Origin of the sequence: Dactylosporangium sp. CA-152071 (assembly GCF_050936335.1) — a bacterium.
Lineage (GTDB): Bacteria > Actinomycetota > Actinomycetes > Mycobacteriales > Micromonosporaceae > Dactylosporangium > Dactylosporangium maewongense.
Window position 1 is genome coordinate 5816376 of sequence record NZ_JBNJMZ010000001.1, and the last position, 16431, is coordinate 5832806.

The following is a 16431-nucleotide window of genomic DNA, read 5'->3' on the forward strand; positions in this document are numbered from 1 at the left end:
ATGTCGGGTTTGTCAACGGGTTGATTCGCCCTGGCGGGCGGCGGCGTCGGACTCCCGCTACCCCGGCCTGGCCGGTCTGGTTACGCTCTCGCTGAGGACGTTGAGGAGGCACCAGTGAGCCCGAGGCTCGACGCGAACGACGGCGCGGAGCCCTATGGGGTCGCTGCCGAACACATCCGGCTGCTGACCAAGGTCGCCCGGATGTACCACGAGCGCGGCGTGCGTCAGCCGCAGATCGCGGAGCTGTTGCACATCTCTCAGCCTCGCGTGTCCCGGCTGCTCAAGCAGGCGGTGGCAGCCGGCATCGTCCGCACCGTGGTGATCACTCCGCGCGGCGTGCACGCGGACCTGGAGGACGCCGTCGAGCAGCGGTACGGGTTGAGCGAGGTCGTGGTCGCCGACAGCGCCGGGCAGACCGACGAGATCGCGGTGACCCGGTCGATCGCCGCCGCGGCCGCCGTCTACCTGGAGACCACCCTCAGCCGCAACGACCGGGTCGGCATCTCCTCGTGGAGCGCGACGCTGCTGGCCACCGTCGACGCCATGCACTCGGCCGCGGGCCTCGCGACCGAGCGGGTGGTGCAGATCCTCGGCGGCGTGGGCACGAGCGCCGCGCAGGGCCAGGCGACGCGGCTCACCGGTGGGCTCGCCCGCCACACCCGGGCCGAGGCGGTCTATCTGGTCGCGCCCGGGCTCGTGGCGACGTCCGAGATGCGCCAGGCGCTGGTGCGCGAGCCGAGCATCGCGGCCGTGCTGGACGCCTGGCAGGACCTCACCGTCGCGCTCGTCGGCGTGGGCAGCCTCGAGCCCTCCACCCTGCTGCGGCAGAGCGGCAATGCGATCGCGGAGCAGGAGGAGCAGCGGCTGCGCGAGCTCGGCGCGATCGGCGACGTGTGCATGCGCTTCTTCGACGAGCGCGGTCAGCACATCGCCTCGGAGCTGGACGATCGGGTGCTGGGCATCGGCGCCGAGACCCTGAAGAAGGTGCCCCGCCGCATCGGGGTGGCCGGCGGGGAGCGCAAGTGGCGCTCCATCCGCGCGGCGCTGCTCGGCGGCTGGCTGAACGTGCTCATCACGGACCAGACCACGGCCGCCGAGCTCCTGCGCGACTGAGCCCGCAACCGGTCATGTCGCGCGGCCCGCGGGGCCGCGCGACATGACGTGCTCGTGCGGTCCCGTCAGTGAACCGTCACGACCACCCGCGCGTAGCGGGTCATGGGCTTGCCGGCCTGGTCCTTGACCTCCAGGATCAGGTGGATGGTCTGCCCCGGCTGGGCGTCGGCCGGGACGGTGAAGGACGTGCGCAGGTCGGACGGGCCGGCGATGGCCACGGCGCCCGGGTAGGTGCCGGCCTCGCGGTACTGCCACCACGTGGTCGTGACCTTGTCACCGTCCGGGTCGGAGACGGCCGCGTCGAGGTTGACGCGCGCGCCGGGCTTGGCGGTGACGCTGGTGTTGCCGCGCAGCCGCACGACCGGCGCGTGGTTGGCGTCGGCGTACGACTTGGTCTGCCACTCGGAGCGTGCCGCCAGCTCCTCCTGCAGGGCGGGGATGAACCGGGTCTGCGCGTAGGCGACGTCGAAGCTCTCGCCGTAGGGGTTGGCGTCCCGGACGCGGCTGGGCTCCAGGTCGTAGTTGCGCTGGTTGTACGCCTGGTCCTTGTTGGCCAGGTAGGACGGGAAGTCCGTCCAGCGGTGCTGCGAGACCTGGGTGAAGCGCCCGCCCCAGCCGCCGAAGCTCGGGTCCTCCCAGCTGCGCAGGCCGTTGTCCAGCAGCCCGAAGTAGCTCGGGGAGTCGCCCTCGGAGAGGAACTCCGTGGTGTTCGGGAACCGGTCGCCCGCGAGGACGTAGGCGTCCGCCGAGACGGGGTAGGTGCCCATCAGCGGGCCGGTGCGCATGGCGCCGACGTACGCCGGGCCGAAGTACGCGTCCTCCAGCGGCTTCGGGACCCGCGGGAGGCCCCTGGCGCCCTGGTAGCGGTACGTGTTGTAGGCGAAGCTCCAGAACTGGTCGCGGTTGACCGTGACGTTGAGGTCGGGCCAGTGCGGATCGATGTAGTCCTTGTACGTCTCGTCCTGGTCCAAGATGATGTAGACGTTCGCCTTGGCGACGACCTTGTTGTAGACCTTCTGCCAGTCCTTCGTGCCCTTGTACTGGTTCTCGATGGAGCGCAGCGCGGCGGCGATGGTGTTCGTCCCGCCCCAGACCGGCAGGTACAGCGGGCGCGGATCGTTGTCCAGCAGGGCCGCCTTGATGGCGTCGGAGCCCTCGGTGTCCTTCTGCATCTCACCGCGGTAACTGATGTTGCCGACCTTGATCAGGCTGTTGAGATGCTCGACCGACGGGAACCGCGGGTCGTGCTTGCGCAGGTTGTCGAGCACGGCCTTGTAGCCGCCGCCCACGCCCTGGGGCCCGGTGCCGTTGATGATGTTCTGGAAAACGTCGCTGCCGGCCCAGTTCGACGCCGGGACCGGCGGGTTCGCGGCCGGGTCGCCGGCCCAGTGGAACGTCGAGCTGGAGTAGATGACCGCTTCCAGGCTGTCGCTCAGGTCGTTCGCCTCGAGCAGCAGCCGGTGGAACGACGCGACGTCGTCGATCTCGGCGTCGCTGGTGACCATGATCCGGAACGGCGACTGGCCTCGCGCCACGGAGGTCCCGGCGGGGGCTTCCGTGGCAGCCAAGGCGGCGCCGGGCGTCGTGAGGGGTGTCAGGACGGCCAGGGCGGCGGCGAACGCCACGGCGCCACGGCGCAGGCGCTTGCCGCTCGGGGGTTGAACGGTCGGAGTCACAGGGAGAACCTCCATCTGTTCCTACGTACGCATGTACATGCGGACATGAATAGGAATTCCAAGAACGTTCATGGGTGCCGGGCCGGCGCGGGCGCACACGACGTCCGCACCGGCCTGGCTGTGGCGATCCGGTGGTCAGATGACCTGGATGAGCACCCGGTCGTAGCGGGTGAGCGGGAACTGACCGGAGTCGGTCCCCTGGAGGATGACGGAGATCGTCTGACCCGGCACCGCGTCGGCCGGGACCGTGACCGTCACGTGGTCGTGGCCGCCGCGGTCGGCGATCGCGACCTTGCCCGGGTAGGTGCCCTCCTCCTGGTACTGCCACCAGCTGGTCGCGACCTGATCCCCATCGGGGTCGTTGGCCACGCCGTTGAGGTTCACGACCGAGCCCGGCGCCGCCTTGACGGTGCCGTTGCCGGCGATCTTCAGCACGGGCGCGTGGTTGCCGGCGCGGTGGTCGCCGTCCAGGCTCCACTGGACACGGGCCGCGAAGTCGTTCTGCGCGGCAGCGGCCCAGCGCAGCGTGGTGTAGGCCGAGACCGACGCGCCGGTCCCGTCCTTCTCGGTGCCGACCATGGTCCACAGGTTGGGCGAGGTGGTCGTCTGCACCGACCGGCCGCCCCAGCCGCCCAGGCCCGGGTTCGCCGGGTCCTGCAGGCCGGTGTGCAGCAGCGGGTTGAACGCGACGTTGTCGCCCTCGGAGAGGAAGTCGTACGGCGACAGCGGCTTGCACCAGCCGGTGGGGGCGAGCTTCGGGTCACCGAAGATGTCGAGCTGGTCGCCCGGCATCGCCTGCCCGTCCAGCCAGGAGCGGTAGAGCGACCCCAGCGGGCCGACCTGGATGTTCGCCTTGATCCAGGCGCCGCTGAAGTACACCCGGTCCTGCGGCAGCCCGCGGGTGTTGCCCGCGCCGCGGCTGCAGTTGTAGCCCCAGGTGGAGTAGCCGGCCTGCAGGTTCTCGACCCGGAGGTCCGGCCACACCGGCGCGATGTACTGCGCGTAGGTGTCGTCCTGGAAACCGCTGGCCAGGATCACCGCCTTCGTCGAGACGGCGGCCTTGACCTTGCTCCACTGCGGGGTGCCGGAGTACTGCTCCTCGATGGACTTGAGCGCCCGCGCGATCGTGCTCGTGCCGCCCCACGCCTGCAGGTACAGCGGCCGCGGGTCGTTGTCGAACAGGAGATCCCGGATCAGGTTCGACCCGTCGGTGTCGTGGTCCATCTCGTTCTCGAAGTCGATGTTGCCGACCTTGACCCGCGACAGCAGCTCGCCCGGCGTGGGGTAGTCCGGGTCGTGCTTCTTCAGGTTGGGGTAGACCTTGGCGTACCCGGCGAGGACGTCGTCCTGGATCGTGTTGGTGCCGGTCCAGCGCCATGACGTCTGCGGGGTCTTGTACTCGCGACCCGGCAGGAAGAAGGTCGTGCCCTTCCCGTCGCCGGCCCAGTGGTACCGGCCACTGGCATAGACGATGCCCTGGGTGTCGACATCGTTGGTGTAGTACAGGTACCGGATCAGCGACGCGAGGTCGTCCTGCTCCATGTCGGTGGTGACGACCGTGCGTGGCTTCTGAGCCCGCTCCACACCTTGGCTCGCCGCGGCGACCGGCTGCGCGGTCACGCTCGCCGCGACCGCGAGCCCAGCGGTGGCCACCGCCGCCGCCAGCACACGGAAACGGTGCCGAGCACCAGGAGCCGAGCCGTCCCGGGGTCCGGACGTCTGCATAGCAGCTCCTCTCTAGTGAATATCTATTCACTATCGAATGGAATATCACCCGTCAGCAGTATTGGGTTTCGCTCCGATGTCGTCAAGGTTTCGCACTCATGAGTGTTCACCCCGGTCACTGCCCCGGGACGCCACTGACCAGCAACGATGCGCCCGTTCGGGATCCGGTGACGCCGCATCGTGCGGTTCAGTGCTGGGTGCGAAAGCCATGTCGCATTTCGACAAGTAGCTTTTCGCATGTTTATTGCAATGACAGAAATGCCACTGTGTCGCGCTCAGGCGCGCTCGGGCGCGCTCGCGGAAATAGGCGTTTCCGAGCGGTAATGACCATCCGCCGTACAGACGAGTGAAATTTGTCTGACGACACAAATACGATCACCGAACCCCTATCACAACACGGGGTCACCCCCCGTTTCGCAGGAGGCCAGGATTGAAATCCCGGTTACCCAGGTATGCCCTGTTTGCCGCAACAGCGGCAACAACCGTCGTGGTGGGCGCAACAATCGCGCCAATGGCCGCGGCGGCCGAAACCACCGGCCCTAACCTCAGCTACGTCGTCAACGCGGTGAACAAGGATCGGACGGCGGACGTCGCCGCCGCCGTCACCGCGGCCGGCGGCACGGTGACGGTGTCGTACGCCCAGATCGGCGTGGTCATCGCACGCTCCACGAACCCCTCGTTCGTCCAGGCGGTGAAGGGCGCCGCCACCGGCGACGCCGTCCTCTCCGTGGGCGCGACCCGGACCGCGGCCCTGCCCGCCATGACCGAGGACACCGAGGCCGTCGAGGCCGTGGACGCCTACACGCCGGACGCGATGGAGAACGCGACGCGGCAGAGCGACATGGTCCTCATCGGCGCGCGTGCGGCGCACGAGGCCAACCTCGGCAGCCCCACCGTCACGGTCGGTGTGCTCGACGACGGCATCGACGCCAACCACCAGGACCTCGCACCGGTGGTGGACCAGTCGAAGTCCGTCAACTGCGTCGGCACCGGCGCTCCCGACACGACGCCGGGTGCGTGGCGGCCCACCAGCCTGACCGCCGACTACCACGGCACGCACGTGGCCGGGACCATCGCCTCGGCGAAGAACGGCGTCGGCATCGTCGGCGTCGCGCCCGGCGTGAAGCTGGCCTCCATCAAGGTGGTCAACTCCGACGGCTTCATCTACCCGGAGTACGCGATCTGCGGCTTCGTCTGGGCGGCCGAGCACGGCATCCAGGTCACGAACAACAGCTACTACATCGACCCGTGGCTGTACTGGTGCGAGAGCCAGTCCGACCAGGCGCCGGTCGTCGAGGCGGTCCGCCGCGCGGTGGACTACACCACCGCGCACGGCATCCTCAACGTGGCGGCGGCGGGCAACGAGAACCAGGACCTCGCCAACAAGACGGTGGACACGACGAGCCCCGACGACACCAACCCGGTGCGCCGCACGCTCGACCCGAGCTGCCTCGACCTGCCGGCCGAGCTGCCCGGCGTGGTGACGGTCTCCTCCACGACCCAGCCGACCGTCCCCGCGACGGCCGTCGGGCCGTGGGCCGCGGGCCTGACCACGCAGCCGGCGCGGTCGTCCTTCTCGAGCTTCGGCCTCGGGGCCGTGGACGTGACCGCACCCGGCTCGAGCATCTACTCCACGTCCCCCTCGACCGGGGTCAGCAGCTACCGCACGCTCTCGGGCACCTCGATGGCGTCGCCGCACGTTGCGGGCGTCGCCGCGCTGCTGGTTTCCAAGCACCCGGGTGCGACCCCGGACTACATCGCGGAGCTCCTGCGCAAGCAGGCGATCCCGCTGGCCTGCCCCACCTCCGGCACCGACTTCACCCAGGGCCGGTGCAAGGTCGACCCCGCGAACCCGAACGTCAACGGCTTCTTCGGACACGGGCTGGTCAACGCGTACAAGGCCGTCACCGAGGCCGAGGACGTCACCGCGCCCACCGTGGCGGTCACCGGCGTCACCCAGGGCCAGCAGGTCACGCTGGGCGTGTCCGTCACCCCCGGCTGCACGACGACCGACGCGGGCAGCGGCGTGGCGAAGTCCGCGACCCTGTCCGTCACCGGCGGCCCGAAGGTCGGCTACTTCACCGCCACCTGCACCGATGGCCGTGACCGCGCCGGCAACACGGCCGCGCCGGTCAGCGTCACCTACCAGGTGGTGTACGGCTGGCACGACTTCAGCTCGCCGATCAACGTCGACAAGCTCAACGTCGTGAAGGCCGGCAGCGCGATCCCGGTGAAGTTCGGCCTCTCCGGCAACCAGGGCCTGAACATCTTCACCGGCGGCGCCCCCACCCTGCAGACGGTGGCGTGCAACACGTCCGCCCCGCAGGACCCGGTCGAGACGACGGTGACGGCGGGTTCAAGCTCACTGACCTACGACGCGGCAGCCGACCAGTACAACTACGTCTGGAAGACCCAGAAAACCCAGGCAAAGACGTGCGGCCAGCTGATCGTCACCCTGATCGACGGCACCACCCACACCGCAACCTTCATGTTCACCTGACAATCCCCCACCTGCGGCCCGGAAGCACCCGCTTCCGGGCCGCAGCCATTCGCCCACAATCGCGCTTTCCGCGAACAGAGGGCCCCAGGTCCGAGCGGGTGAAGGGAATCGAACCCTCACTGTCAGCTTGGGAACTGGACAGGCAGCCTGAGTAGTCCCGGGTGGGGCGCTTGTCCGAACCGTCCGGAGCGGTCTGGAGCGCCCCCAACGGGCCTGCCGTAATGGCACGCTAAAGGTACGCGCACCAGGTCCCGACGATGGCCTCATCCGCGCTACCTCTCCTGAGGCGGAGGACGGTCGTACCATCTGTGAGGTACGGACGGGAGGAAGTCCTCATGGCTGGAAGAGTCGCACCGCCCGGCTCGTCGTACGCGGAGCAGCGACACTACGTGATCCCTGCAAGCCTCACCGAGCTTCGTGGACCAACTACTGGCGTCATCACCCTGGACCAGCGACTCGACTGGTCCGGCGACGGGCGATACGACCTTGACGATCCCGGCGACCTTCAGGTGCTGTACCAGACGGTCCTGAATCAGGCTGGCACCGCTGGCGAGCTGGGTCGATGGCTCAATGAGCAAACGCTCCGCCAGGTATGGCACGAGCTTTGGCTACCAGGTCGGTTGCGTGCACTCTGGCAGGCTCGATTCCCCGAACTGAGCGCGCCGCCGGCAACGATGGCCGGCTAAGTGGAACCCGTTCACCTTCGGCTGGCCGAACTTGGGCTTCAGGTAGCCGCGCAGTACGGATTCGCGTTGGCCGGCGGATACGCCGTCCAGGCACATGGCATCCTGCACCGCCCGAGCGAAGACGTCGACCTGTTCACCGCCTGGGAACGTCGGGACGACTTCACCGTCGCGGTCGACGCAGTCGTCGGCGCCTACGCCGAGCATGGTTACGCCGTCGAGATCACTCAGCAGTTCGAGACGTTCGCGCGGCTCGCAGTCACCGACCCTGCTGAACCTGGGCACCCTTACAAGGTCGAACTCGCCGCCAACTGGCGTGCACAGCCACCTGTGCAGATGGACATCGGCCCGGTCCTGCACCGCGACGATGTCGTCGCCGGCAAGATGTCTGCCCTCTTCACCAGAGCCGAACCGCGCGACTTCCTCGACGTTGATGCCGCGATCACGTCAGGCCTCTACACCTGCCAACACCTGTGCGAACTCGCCGAGCAGGCCGATGCCGGCTTCGACCGTCAGATTCTTGCCGACCTCTTCGCCATGCTGGAGCGCTACCCAGACAGACGGTTCGCCTTCTACGGTGCCGACGCTGACCACCTCATCACCATGCGGGCCCGCTTCGCCGACTGGCGCCAGCAACTGCTCGATGACCATGCTGAGCATTCGCAGCAGCCGTCACAGGACAGCTGACAGTCGCCGCGATGGCACGCTAATGGCACGCCGAGTTGGTCATGCCGCGTCAGGCCTGGCTTGGAAACCAACCGCCAGCTCGACGTCGAGCGCTCGCGCCAGACGTTCGAGGACCGGCAGCGTCGGCACGGTCCCGCCGGCTTCGAAGCGTGCGATCGCGGACTGCGTCATGGAGGCCGCCTCCGCCAGCTCGGTCTGGCTCCAACCGCGGCGCTCGCGGAGCTCACGGACCGCCCGACCCAGCTCGAACGCAAGCTTCGTCGACTCGTAAGCCTCTGCTGCGCCGGGCTCAGCCATACGCCGACTCCGCAGCTCACTCCAGTCGCCGCGACTGCTCATTCCCTGTCTCCCTCTTCGACGGTGTGCATCTCCGCGACGCATCGCGCCAGCGCCCGCTGGGCCCGCTTGACCTCACTGGTCTCGCGGTCGCGGGTCTTCCGGAACACCGTGAGGAGAATGATTCGCTCCCCCGACGCGATCCAGTACGTGATCCGCACGGCGTCACGCTCCAGATGAAACCGCAGCTCACGAAGCTTGCCATCCAACTGCTTCGTATACGGCTCACCCAGCAGCGGTCCCTCATTCGCCAGCAGGTCGATGTAGAAGGCCACCCGCGCGAACTGTGCGGTCGCCAACTCTTCGAGCCACTCCTGAACTTCAGGCTCCAACTCGACGGTACCCCAGGCCATAGCATCGATGCTATAGGGAGCCAACACGACCCTGTCATCCCGAACCCGCCTTCGCCTCATCGCCGGGCAGGCGCCAGCCGGCGGAGAGTGAGGGTGCTTGGTGCGTAGCAACCACGACGGCGAGGCCCACAGATCGTGGGGTCTGGGGTTCGGGACCCCAGGCGGGTATGGCGAGGGCCCCCGGTTCGCGCATTCCGCGAACAGAGGGCCCTCAGGTCCGAGCGGGTGAAGGGAATCGAACCCTCACTGTCAGCTTGGGAACCGTACAGGTGCCCCTGACCAGACACACGGACCACCAGGTCACACCTGCGGCAACCGGCCTGGAGCGGCCAGCCGTCGCCTGGGCGAATGGCCCGCTAATGGCCCGGACACAGCTTGGCGATATACCAAGAACGGTATATCGTTCGAAGAGTGAGACGCTACATCATCGAGCTGGAGCCAGAAGTGCGCGACTGGCTCGAATCCTTGCGGCTCACGGAGTACGCCAAAGTCGAAGCGATGGCCGACATCCTCGCCGAGCGCGCCGAGACGCTCGGCGAACCCTACTCACGCCATCTCGGCGGCAAGACACGTGAGCTGAGATTCCACCTCGACAGGTCGGCCGTCCGCATCAGTTACTGGCTCGCGCCACAGACCCGGGTGGTGCTGCTGACCGTGTTTCGCAAGTCCCGCCAGGTCGAACGCGCTGAGGTCATGCGGGCAATCGCCGCTCAGCAGACGTGCGAACTGGGCCATGAGGACCATGCGCCGGCGACCGAGATCTTCGAGCGAAAATGGCAATGAAGCACAACGGAAGGGCGGAAGGGCCATGACGGCACGTCACTCTCGCTGGGAGCGCACCGGCGCCGAGCAGCACAACTCCGCCTACGAGGAGGCACGGGCAGCGCTCCTGCTCGGCCAGATGGTCTACGACCGTCGCACCGAACTCGGCCTCACCCAAGGCGAACTCGCCGAGCGCGCCGGCATGACCCAGCCGCAACTGTCACGCCTGGAATCGGGCGGCGCCACGCCTACCGTGCCGCTGCTGGCCAGACTCGCAGCAGCACTCGACGCGGAGCTCGACATCACCTTCAAGCCTCACCGCGACGCTGCCGCCTGAGTCGCATCAGGACGGCTGACAATCGGGCTAATGGCACGCTAATGGCCCGCAGCGGGTTCCGAGTGACCGGACATGCACGAGGCCCTGGCTGGACTTCCGTCCTGACCAGGGCCTTCGTCGTGGAGCGGGTGAAGGGAATCGAACCCTCACTGTCAGCTTGGGAAGCTGATGTTCTGCCATTGAACTACACCCGCGAGCGACGCCTACTGTACCGAATCCGCGGCCGCCGTGCACGGACCATTCCGGCGGGCTTTGGGAAGTCGGGGTAAGCGGTCGCGCCAGAGGGTCTTGGTGGAGGTGAGGGGGGAGTCGCGTTGGACGATCATCGCTACCTCGATGGTGAGGGCGTAGAGCTTCCAGTCCACGCGTTGCGCGGCTCGCATCTGGAGGGCCAGGGAGGCCACGACCAGGGGATCCATGACGGGGGCGGCGCGGCCTGAGAGGTACGCCTCGTCGGAGGTGTCCTCGGCGGGGAAGCTGTGCAGCGCATAGCGGCCGTCGCGGTCGAGGTCGTGGCGCTTCGGGGAGGGGAGGATGAAGCAGTAGAGGCCTTCGTCGGTGATGACGGGCATCACGGGGTGGACGCGGGGACCTCCGTCGGGGCGGATGGTGGCCAGGTAGCCCATGCCGGGGCCGTACTGGCAGATCAGGGTGCGGATGGCCGTCGCCAGCAAAGGCTCGGCCGCGGAGAATTCAGCCCACGTCGCCATGCCTCCAATTTACTCGTACACGTGTACGAAAAGTGTGTGATTCCACGAATGAAGGACAATGACCCTGTGGGTGATGCGAGCGGCGAGCTGATCGACCTGCTGAGGAAGTTCAACCTCGAGGCCGACCGGTTCCTGGAGGTGTTCACCCGCCGGCACGGGCTGCACCGCACGGACATGAACGCCGTGGCGTACATCTGGCGGGCGACGGAGGAGCAGCAGCCGCTGACGCCCGGGGAGCTGGCCAGGACACTGCGGCTGAGCCCGGCGGCGACGACCGCGTTGCTGGACCGGTTGGAGAAGGCCGGGCACGTCGAGCGGCGGCACGACATGGAGGACCGGCGTCGCGTACACCTCGTGATGCAGCCGCCGGCGAAGGCCTTGGCGCAGGAGTTCTTCGCGCCGCTCGGGCAACACATCCGGGAGGCGCTCGCGGAGTTCGACGAGCACGATCTGGAAGCCACGAAGCGGGTCATCGAGGCAGTCCGAGGGGCCACCGCGAAAGCCACGAACCAAACCACATAGGGTCAGGACGTGCTGCTCTCCGACCGTGACCTGACCAAAGAGCTCGCCGACGGCCAGTTGCGGCTCGAGCCGTTCGACAAGGACCTGGTCCAGCCGTCGAGCATCGACGTGCGGCTCGACCGGTGGTTCAGGGTGTTCAACAACCACCTGTACACCCACATCGACCCGGCGATCCAGCAGGACGACCTCACCGCGATGGTGGAGGTCGACGACGGCCAGCCGTTCGTGCTGCACCCCGGGGAGTTCGTGCTCGCCTCGACGCTGGAGGTGATCAGCCTCGGCGATCAGCTCGCGGGCCGGCTGGAGGGCAAGTCGAGCCTGGGGCGGCTCGGGCTGCTGACGCACTCGACCGCGGGGTTCATCGACCCGGGGTTCTCCGGACACGTGACGCTCGAGCTGTCCAACGTGGCCAATCTGCCGATCATGCTCTGGCCGGGGATGAAGATCGGGCAGCTGTGCATCTTCCGGCTGTCCTCGCCGTCGGAGCACCCGTACGGGTCCGCGGTGTACGGCTCCCGGTACCAGGGCCAGCGCGGCCCGACGGCGAGCCGCTCCCACCAGAACTGGCGGACCTGGCCGACGACGTGAACGCCGGCGGCCAGGTCCCGAAGCCCTAAGCCACTCTGCCGTACCCGGAGATCGGTGCGGTGTCGATCTTCTTCATGCGGACCACGTCGCCGGTGGTCGGGGCGTGGACCATCCAGCCGCCGCCGACGTACATCCCCATGTGGTGCATGTCGCTGTAGAAGAAGACCAGGTCGCCGGCCTTGAGATCGGCTCTGCTGACGCGCTTGGTGTCCGAGTACTGCCACTTGGTGTAGTGCCGCAGCGTGTGGCCGGCCTGCTTCCAGGCGTAGAGCGTGAGGCCCGAGCAGTCGAAGGTGTTGGGGCCCTCGGCCGCCCACACGTACTTCTTGCCGATCTGCTGGCAGGCGACCTGCGCGGCCTTCGCGGCGTCGCCACCGGAGTATTCGACGGGGCAGGCGACGGGGCGCAGCTCGCCGGTCGCGCCACTGGAGCCATACGCCTTCGTGCGCATGTCGTTGAGCGTCTTGATCTCGGCGTTGATGGTGGTTTCCTTCGTCGCCATCTCCGCCTCGGCGGCCTTCTGCTTGGCGATCAGCTCGTCGAGCGGCTTCTTCTGGTCGTCGAGGACCTTCTTGCTGTCCATGACGTCCTTGATGCCCTCGGCCTCGTCCTTGGCCAGCATGTTCAGCATGACGAGCTGCTCGGCGAAGGTGTCCGGCGAGCCGGTCGTCATCAGCGCGTTGAAGCTGGAGACCCGCCCGGTCTTGTACTGCAGGACCGAGAACGCACTCACCCGCAGCAGCGCGTTGTCGACCTGCGCCTGCAGCGGGTCGATCTGGCTCTTCAGCTGCGCCTGCTTCGCCAGGTTGGCCTTCAGCTCGCCCTTGAGCTGGTTGTGCTGCTCGATGATGGGCTCGACTTCATTCCACTTCTTGTCGATCTGCGCTTCGAGCTCGGCGGGCGTCGGGTCGGCGTGAGCGAGTCCGGTGACTCCGACGACGAGCGAGAGACAGCCGAGCGTGGCAACGAGGAGCCGAACCAGACGGTTGGGCCGCATCGAGGGGGCACTCCTTCTTCCAGCCGCCTACCGGGTTAGCTGACGGGTTCGGACGGGAAGGTCGTCCTACCGCAGATCGCGGATTCACCCCGATGACGCAGGTGGGTCCCCGGTTCAAAAATCGACTCGGCGGTGCCGTCTGGCGCACCCGTGGTGGGCGCGGACATCCATCCGACCGGAATTTACGGTATGGCGAGTGACCCAGAGGAGCAAGCGGGTGTCCGATTTAACCGAAAAGTCAGGGCGCCCGAGTGATGAACACATCATCAATTGCACCGGCGAACTGGTCGTTGTTCGCACTGGTTCCCTTACCGCCAATACAGAGTGGATCCGCGTTCACTATGGACAGTGACGGAGGAATGGCCGCCCGACCCCTGGGTTGACCGTCCACGGCCACCGTGAGCAGGGCGTCACTGCGCGAACACTCGATCCGGTGCCATCGCCCGTCAGCCACGCTAAGCGATGCGAGGGCTACGTAAATAGTAGATCCACCCACGCCGACAATCACGCAACTGGGGCGCCCCGCGGCGCCGTCCACCTGCAACTTGAACTGACTGTCACCGACCGAGAACCCTTTTTGCAGAACATTGGCGCCTTTGGAAGTCTCATTGGGCGCGACGAGCACGCTCGCGCCATACGAGAACGCTTCCTGGCCTGGATTGAGGAATTCAGCGGGGCCGCTCTGCAGGATGGCGCGTGCGCAACTCTCCGCACCGTAGTGCTCACACGGCTGGGGAAATCGCACCGCGAGTCCGCCGTTGTGCGGCACGGTCGACAGCTGGCCGCCGGCCCTGCGGACCCGCAGCGGGAGCCGGCCCGCGCCGTCCAGCACCGGTCCCGTGATCCCGCTGTCGAAGCTGTACCGCAGGGCCGTGGCCGAAGGCGCGGCGGCGACGAGCGAGGGCGCGGCCGGGGAAGAGGGGGCAGCCCCGGACACCGTGGCGTGCCCGGGCGAGGGCCGGGCCGACGGCGCGGACTCATGAGGTTGCTGTCGCGTGGGGGAAGCGCAGCCGGCGAGAGGCACGAGCGCAGCCAGGAGGAGGAGCCACGTACGCATAACCGGACATTATGCCGAAATCCGGGAGACAAAATCCCGGCTGAACACGATCAGGGGACGGATTGCCCGACGACCGCGGTGAGCACGTCGTCGAGGGTGACCACGCCGATCGGCACCCGGCCGTCGCTCACCAGCACGATGTGCTGCCGCTCCCGGCGCATCGCCAGCAGCAGCTCGGCAAGGGTCCTGGTCGGTGGCACGATGCCGAGCGGGCGGATCAGGTCGAGCGGGATCGGTGCCCGCCGCTGCGGGCCGACGAACCCGAGCACGTCCTTGACGTGCACGAAACCCAGCACCCGCCGCGACGACCGCTCCACGACGGGAAACCGCGACCGGTTGGTCCGGGTCGCGAGGACCTCCAGCGACGCCGGCGACACGTCCTCCGCCACGGTCGTGATCTCTGACCAGAGCCGGAGCGCGTCGCGGGCCGTGCGCCGGCTCAGCGCGAGCGCGCCGGTGATGCGGGCGTGCTCCTCCGGCGCCAGCAGGCCCTCCGTGGTGGCCTGCGCGGCCAGGCCGGCGAGCTCCTCGGCGGTGAAGACGGTCTTGACCGAGCCGGTCGTCTCGATCCGCCACAGCGACAGGATCACCCGGGACGCCCACTTCATGGCGACCAGGACCGGCTTGAACACCATGCAGAACGCCAGCATGGGCGGCCCGAGCCACAGCACCGCCCGCTCGGGCGACGCCAGGGTCAGGTTCTTCGGGACCATCTCGCCGATGACGGTGTGCGCGAACACGACCACGCCGAGCGCCAGGACGAACGCCACCGGATGGATCAGCTGGTGGGGCACGTGCAGCGCCTCGAACGGCCCCTGCAGCCCGTGCGCGAGCGCCGGCTCGGCCAGGGCGCCGAGACCGAGGGAGCAGATCGTGACGCCGAGCTGGGCGCCCGCGATCATCAGCGGGATCTCGCCCATCGCCCGCAGCGCGGTGCGGGCCCGGCGGGACGTCGCGGCCATCGGCTCGATCACCGTGCGCCGCGACGCGATCAGCGCGAACTCGCTCGCGACGAAGAAGGCGTTGCCGAGCAGCAGCAGTACCGTGATCAGCAGGTCACTCATCGTAGGCCTCCGGGCGCACGACACGCACCTGCTCGATCCGGCGCCGCTCGACCTCCACGACGGTGAACTCCCAGCCCTCTTCCTTCCAGATCTCCCCGACGGAGGGGATCCGGCCCAGGCGGGCCATCAGGAAGCCGGCGAGCGTCTCGTACGGGCCCTCGGGCATCCGGAAGCCGGTCACCTCGGCCAGCTCGTCCTCGCGCAGCACGCCGTCGACGAGCAGCGTGCGCTCGTCGCCGGGGGCGGTCAGGTCGGGCATGCCGTGCGCGGTGGTCGGCTCCTCCTCGATGTCGTGCTCGTCGACGATCTCGCCGACGAGCTCCTCGACCAGGTCCTCGACGGTGACGACGCCGTCGGTGCCGCCGTACTCGTCGACGACGATCGCGAAGTCGGAGCCGCCGCGGCGCAGCGCCTGCAGGACGCCGTCGAGGTCGAGGCTCTCCGGCACGAACACCGGCTCCCGCGCGACCGCGCCGACCCTCGTCGTGGGCCTGCGCACCGGCGGCACCCCGAGCGCGTCGGTGACCGTCACGACGCCGGTGACCTGGTCCAGCGTCTGCACGTAGATGGGGAAGCGGCTGTACCCGGTCTGCACCGACGTGGCGAGCAGGTCGGCGACCGTGGCGTCGGCGCGCAGCGAGATGACGTCGACGCGCGGGGTCATCGCCTCGGCGGCGCGCTTGTCGCCGAAGCGGATCGTGCGCTGCAGCAGCACCGCGGTCTCCCGCGGCAGGGCGCCGGCGCGGGCCGAGATCGCCGCGAGCAGGCCGAGCTCCTCCGGCGAGCGGGCGCTGGCGAGCTCCTCCTGCGGCTCGACGCCGAACCGGCGGACGATCCAGTTGGCGGAGCCGTTGAGCAGGCTGATCAGCCAGGAGAACAGCTTGGAGAACATCCGCTGCGGCCCGGCGGTCGCCCTGGCCACCGGCATCGGCTTGGCGAGCGCGGCGTTCTTCGGCACGAGCTCGCCGAAGAGCATCGACAGCAGGGTCGCCAGGATCAGCGCCGCGACGTGGGCGGCGCCCTTGGTCATGGTGCCGAACACCGGCTTCAGCAGCGGCTCGAAGATGTGCGCCAGGGCCGGCTCGGCGAGGTAGCCGGCGAGCAGGGCGGTGATGGTGATGCCGAGCTGCGCGCCGGACAGCTGGAAGGACAGCTCACGCAGCGCGACCCGGACGGTGCGTGCCTTGCGGTCGCCGCTGGCGGCCTGCTGTTCGATCTCCGCCCGGTCGACCGTGACCAGGGCGAACTCGGCCGCGACGAAGCCCGCGTTCGCCGCGGTGAGCAGCGCGAAGGCCAGCAGGGGCAACAGGGTGGTGAACAC

Annotated in this window: 16 protein-coding genes, 1 tRNA gene and 1 riboswitch; of the genes, 7 read left to right on the plus strand and 10 right to left on the minus strand. The window is 68.3% G+C overall.

The features are described from left to right. Window positions 1-114: 114 nt before the first annotated feature. Window positions 115-1113: a sugar-binding transcriptional regulator gene (locus tag ACQEVZ_RS26040; RefSeq protein WP_433371022.1), complete on the plus strand. Its 999-nt coding sequence runs from the start codon at window positions 115-117 to the stop codon at window positions 1111-1113. 65 nt (window positions 1114-1178) lie between these two features. Here the strand turns inward: ACQEVZ_RS26040 and ACQEVZ_RS26045 are convergent, their stop codons facing one another. Together ACQEVZ_RS26045 and ACQEVZ_RS26050 are read right to left on the minus strand one after the other, a co-directional pair. Beyond that, window positions 1179-2789, minus strand: coding sequence for a nucleoside hydrolase-like domain-containing protein (locus tag ACQEVZ_RS26045; RefSeq protein ID WP_433371025.1), 1611 nt, complete (start codon window positions 2787-2789; stop codon window positions 1179-1181). Between the two features lie 135 nt (window positions 2790-2924). Next, window positions 2925-4457, minus strand: coding sequence for a DUF1593 domain-containing protein (locus ACQEVZ_RS26050; protein WP_433371028.1), 1533 nt, complete (start codon window positions 4455-4457; stop codon window positions 2925-2927). Window positions 4458-5025: 568 nt separating this feature from the next. Between ACQEVZ_RS26050 and ACQEVZ_RS26055 the strand changes: the two genes are divergently transcribed. Both ACQEVZ_RS26055 and ACQEVZ_RS26060 read left to right on the plus strand, forming a co-directional pair. After that, window positions 5026-7014, plus strand: coding sequence for a S8 family serine peptidase (locus ACQEVZ_RS26055; protein WP_433371031.1), 1989 nt, complete (start codon window positions 5026-5028; stop codon window positions 7012-7014). A 686-nt stretch (window positions 7015-7700) separates the two neighbouring features. Further along, on the plus strand, window positions 7701-8384 hold the full coding sequence (locus ACQEVZ_RS26060) for a nucleotidyl transferase AbiEii/AbiGii toxin family protein (RefSeq protein WP_433371034.1): 684 nt from the start codon (window positions 7701-7703) through the stop codon (window positions 8382-8384). 39 nt (window positions 8385-8423) lie between these two features. Here ACQEVZ_RS26060 and ACQEVZ_RS26065 read toward each other — a convergent pair whose 3' ends face one another. Together ACQEVZ_RS26065 and ACQEVZ_RS26070 are read right to left on the minus strand one after the other, a co-directional pair. Continuing rightward, window positions 8424-8681: a helix-turn-helix domain-containing protein gene (locus tag ACQEVZ_RS26065; RefSeq protein WP_344508335.1), complete on the minus strand. Its 258-nt coding sequence runs from the start codon at window positions 8679-8681 to the stop codon at window positions 8424-8426. Window positions 8682-8719: 38 nt separating this feature from the next. Next, a complete protein-coding gene (locus tag ACQEVZ_RS26070) occupies window positions 8720-9073 on the minus strand; it encodes a type II toxin-antitoxin system RelE/ParE family toxin (RefSeq protein WP_433371037.1) in 354 nt (117 codons plus the stop codon). A 411-nt stretch (window positions 9074-9484) separates the two neighbouring features. Here ACQEVZ_RS26070 and ACQEVZ_RS26075 point away from each other — a divergent pair, with 411 nt between their 5' ends. Both ACQEVZ_RS26075 and ACQEVZ_RS26080 read left to right on the plus strand, forming a co-directional pair. Beyond that, window positions 9485-9856 (plus strand): type II toxin-antitoxin system RelE/ParE family toxin, encoded by a 372-nt coding sequence (locus tag ACQEVZ_RS26075; RefSeq protein WP_433371040.1) that lies wholly within the window; start codon window positions 9485-9487, stop codon window positions 9854-9856. A gap of 25 nt (window positions 9857-9881) precedes the next feature. Next, window positions 9882-10172 carry a helix-turn-helix domain-containing protein gene (locus tag ACQEVZ_RS26080; protein WP_203849401.1) on the plus strand — a complete coding sequence of 97 codons (291 nt, stop codon included), beginning with the start codon at window positions 9882-9884 and terminating at the stop codon, window positions 10170-10172. Window positions 10173-10292: 120 nt separating this feature from the next. Here ACQEVZ_RS26080 and ACQEVZ_RS26085 read toward each other — a convergent pair. After that, window positions 10293-10366: transfer RNA gene (locus tag ACQEVZ_RS26085), tRNA-Gly, on the minus strand. A gap of 9 nt (window positions 10367-10375) precedes the next feature. After that, window positions 10376-10882: a pyridoxamine 5'-phosphate oxidase gene (locus ACQEVZ_RS26090; protein ID WP_344508369.1), complete on the minus strand. Its 507-nt coding sequence runs from the start codon at window positions 10880-10882 to the stop codon at window positions 10376-10378. Window positions 10883-10948: 66 nt separating this feature from the next. On the opposite strand from ACQEVZ_RS26090, the gene ACQEVZ_RS26095 reads away from it, so the two are divergent. Both ACQEVZ_RS26095 and dcd read left to right on the plus strand, forming a co-directional pair. Further along, window positions 10949-11404: a MarR family winged helix-turn-helix transcriptional regulator gene (locus ACQEVZ_RS26095; RefSeq protein WP_344508371.1), complete on the plus strand. Its 456-nt coding sequence runs from the start codon at window positions 10949-10951 to the stop codon at window positions 11402-11404. A gap of 9 nt (window positions 11405-11413) precedes the next feature. After that, a complete protein-coding gene (gene dcd / locus ACQEVZ_RS26100; RefSeq protein WP_344508373.1) occupies window positions 11414-11992 on the plus strand; it encodes a dCTP deaminase in 579 nt (192 codons plus the stop codon). 25 nt (window positions 11993-12017) lie between these two features. Here the strand turns inward: dcd and ACQEVZ_RS26105 are convergent, their stop codons facing one another. The 4 genes from ACQEVZ_RS26105 to ACQEVZ_RS26120 form a co-directional block, all read right to left on the minus strand. Continuing rightward, entirely contained in the window at window positions 12018-12989 is a 972-nt protein-coding gene (locus tag ACQEVZ_RS26105) for a C40 family peptidase (RefSeq protein WP_344508375.1), read from the minus strand. A gap of 9 nt (window positions 12990-12998) precedes the next feature. After that, window positions 12999-13131: riboswitch (cyclic di-AMP (ydaO/yuaA leader) on the minus strand. Window positions 13132-13227: 96 nt separating this feature from the next. After that, entirely contained in the window at window positions 13228-13821 is a 594-nt protein-coding gene (locus ACQEVZ_RS26110; RefSeq protein ID WP_354889608.1) for a LamG-like jellyroll fold domain-containing protein, read from the minus strand. Window positions 13822-14096: 275 nt separating this feature from the next. Further along, the gene (locus tag ACQEVZ_RS26115; protein WP_344508379.1) at window positions 14097-15110 is read right to left on the minus strand and encodes a hemolysin family protein; all 1014 of its coding nucleotides are present in this window, start codon (window positions 15108-15110) and stop codon (window positions 14097-14099) included. Beyond that, window positions 15103-16431, minus strand: coding sequence for a hemolysin family protein (locus ACQEVZ_RS26120; protein WP_344508381.1), 1329 nt, complete (start codon window positions 16429-16431; stop codon window positions 15103-15105). The genes ACQEVZ_RS26115 and ACQEVZ_RS26120 overlap by 8 nt, the downstream gene beginning before the upstream one ends.

Coding starts and splice junctions, on each gene's coding strand:
- ACQEVZ_RS26055 (WP_433371031.1), top strand. CDS start 5,026: ATGGCCGCGGCGGCCGAAACCACCGGCCCTAACCTCAGCTACGTCGTC.
- ACQEVZ_RS26065 (WP_344508335.1), bottom strand. CDS start 8,681: ATGGCTGAGCCCGGCGCAGCAGAGGCTTACGAGTCGACGAAGCTTGCG.
- ACQEVZ_RS26070 (WP_433371037.1), bottom strand. CDS start 9,073: ATGGCCTGGGGTACCGTCGAGTTGGAGCCTGAAGTTCAGGAGTGGCTC.
- ACQEVZ_RS26080 (WP_203849401.1), top strand. CDS start 9,882: ATGACGGCACGTCACTCTCGCTGGGAGCGCACCGGCGCCGAGCAGCAC.
- ACQEVZ_RS26090 (WP_344508369.1), bottom strand. CDS start 10,882: ATGGCGACGTGGGCTGAATTCTCCGCGGCCGAGCCTTTGCTGGCGACG.
- ACQEVZ_RS26105 (WP_344508375.1), bottom strand. CDS start 12,989: ATGCGGCCCAACCGTCTGGTTCGGCTCCTCGTTGCCACGCTCGGCTGT.
- ACQEVZ_RS26115 (WP_344508379.1), bottom strand. CDS start 15,110: ATGAGTGACCTGCTGATCACGGTACTGCTGCTGCTCGGCAACGCCTTC.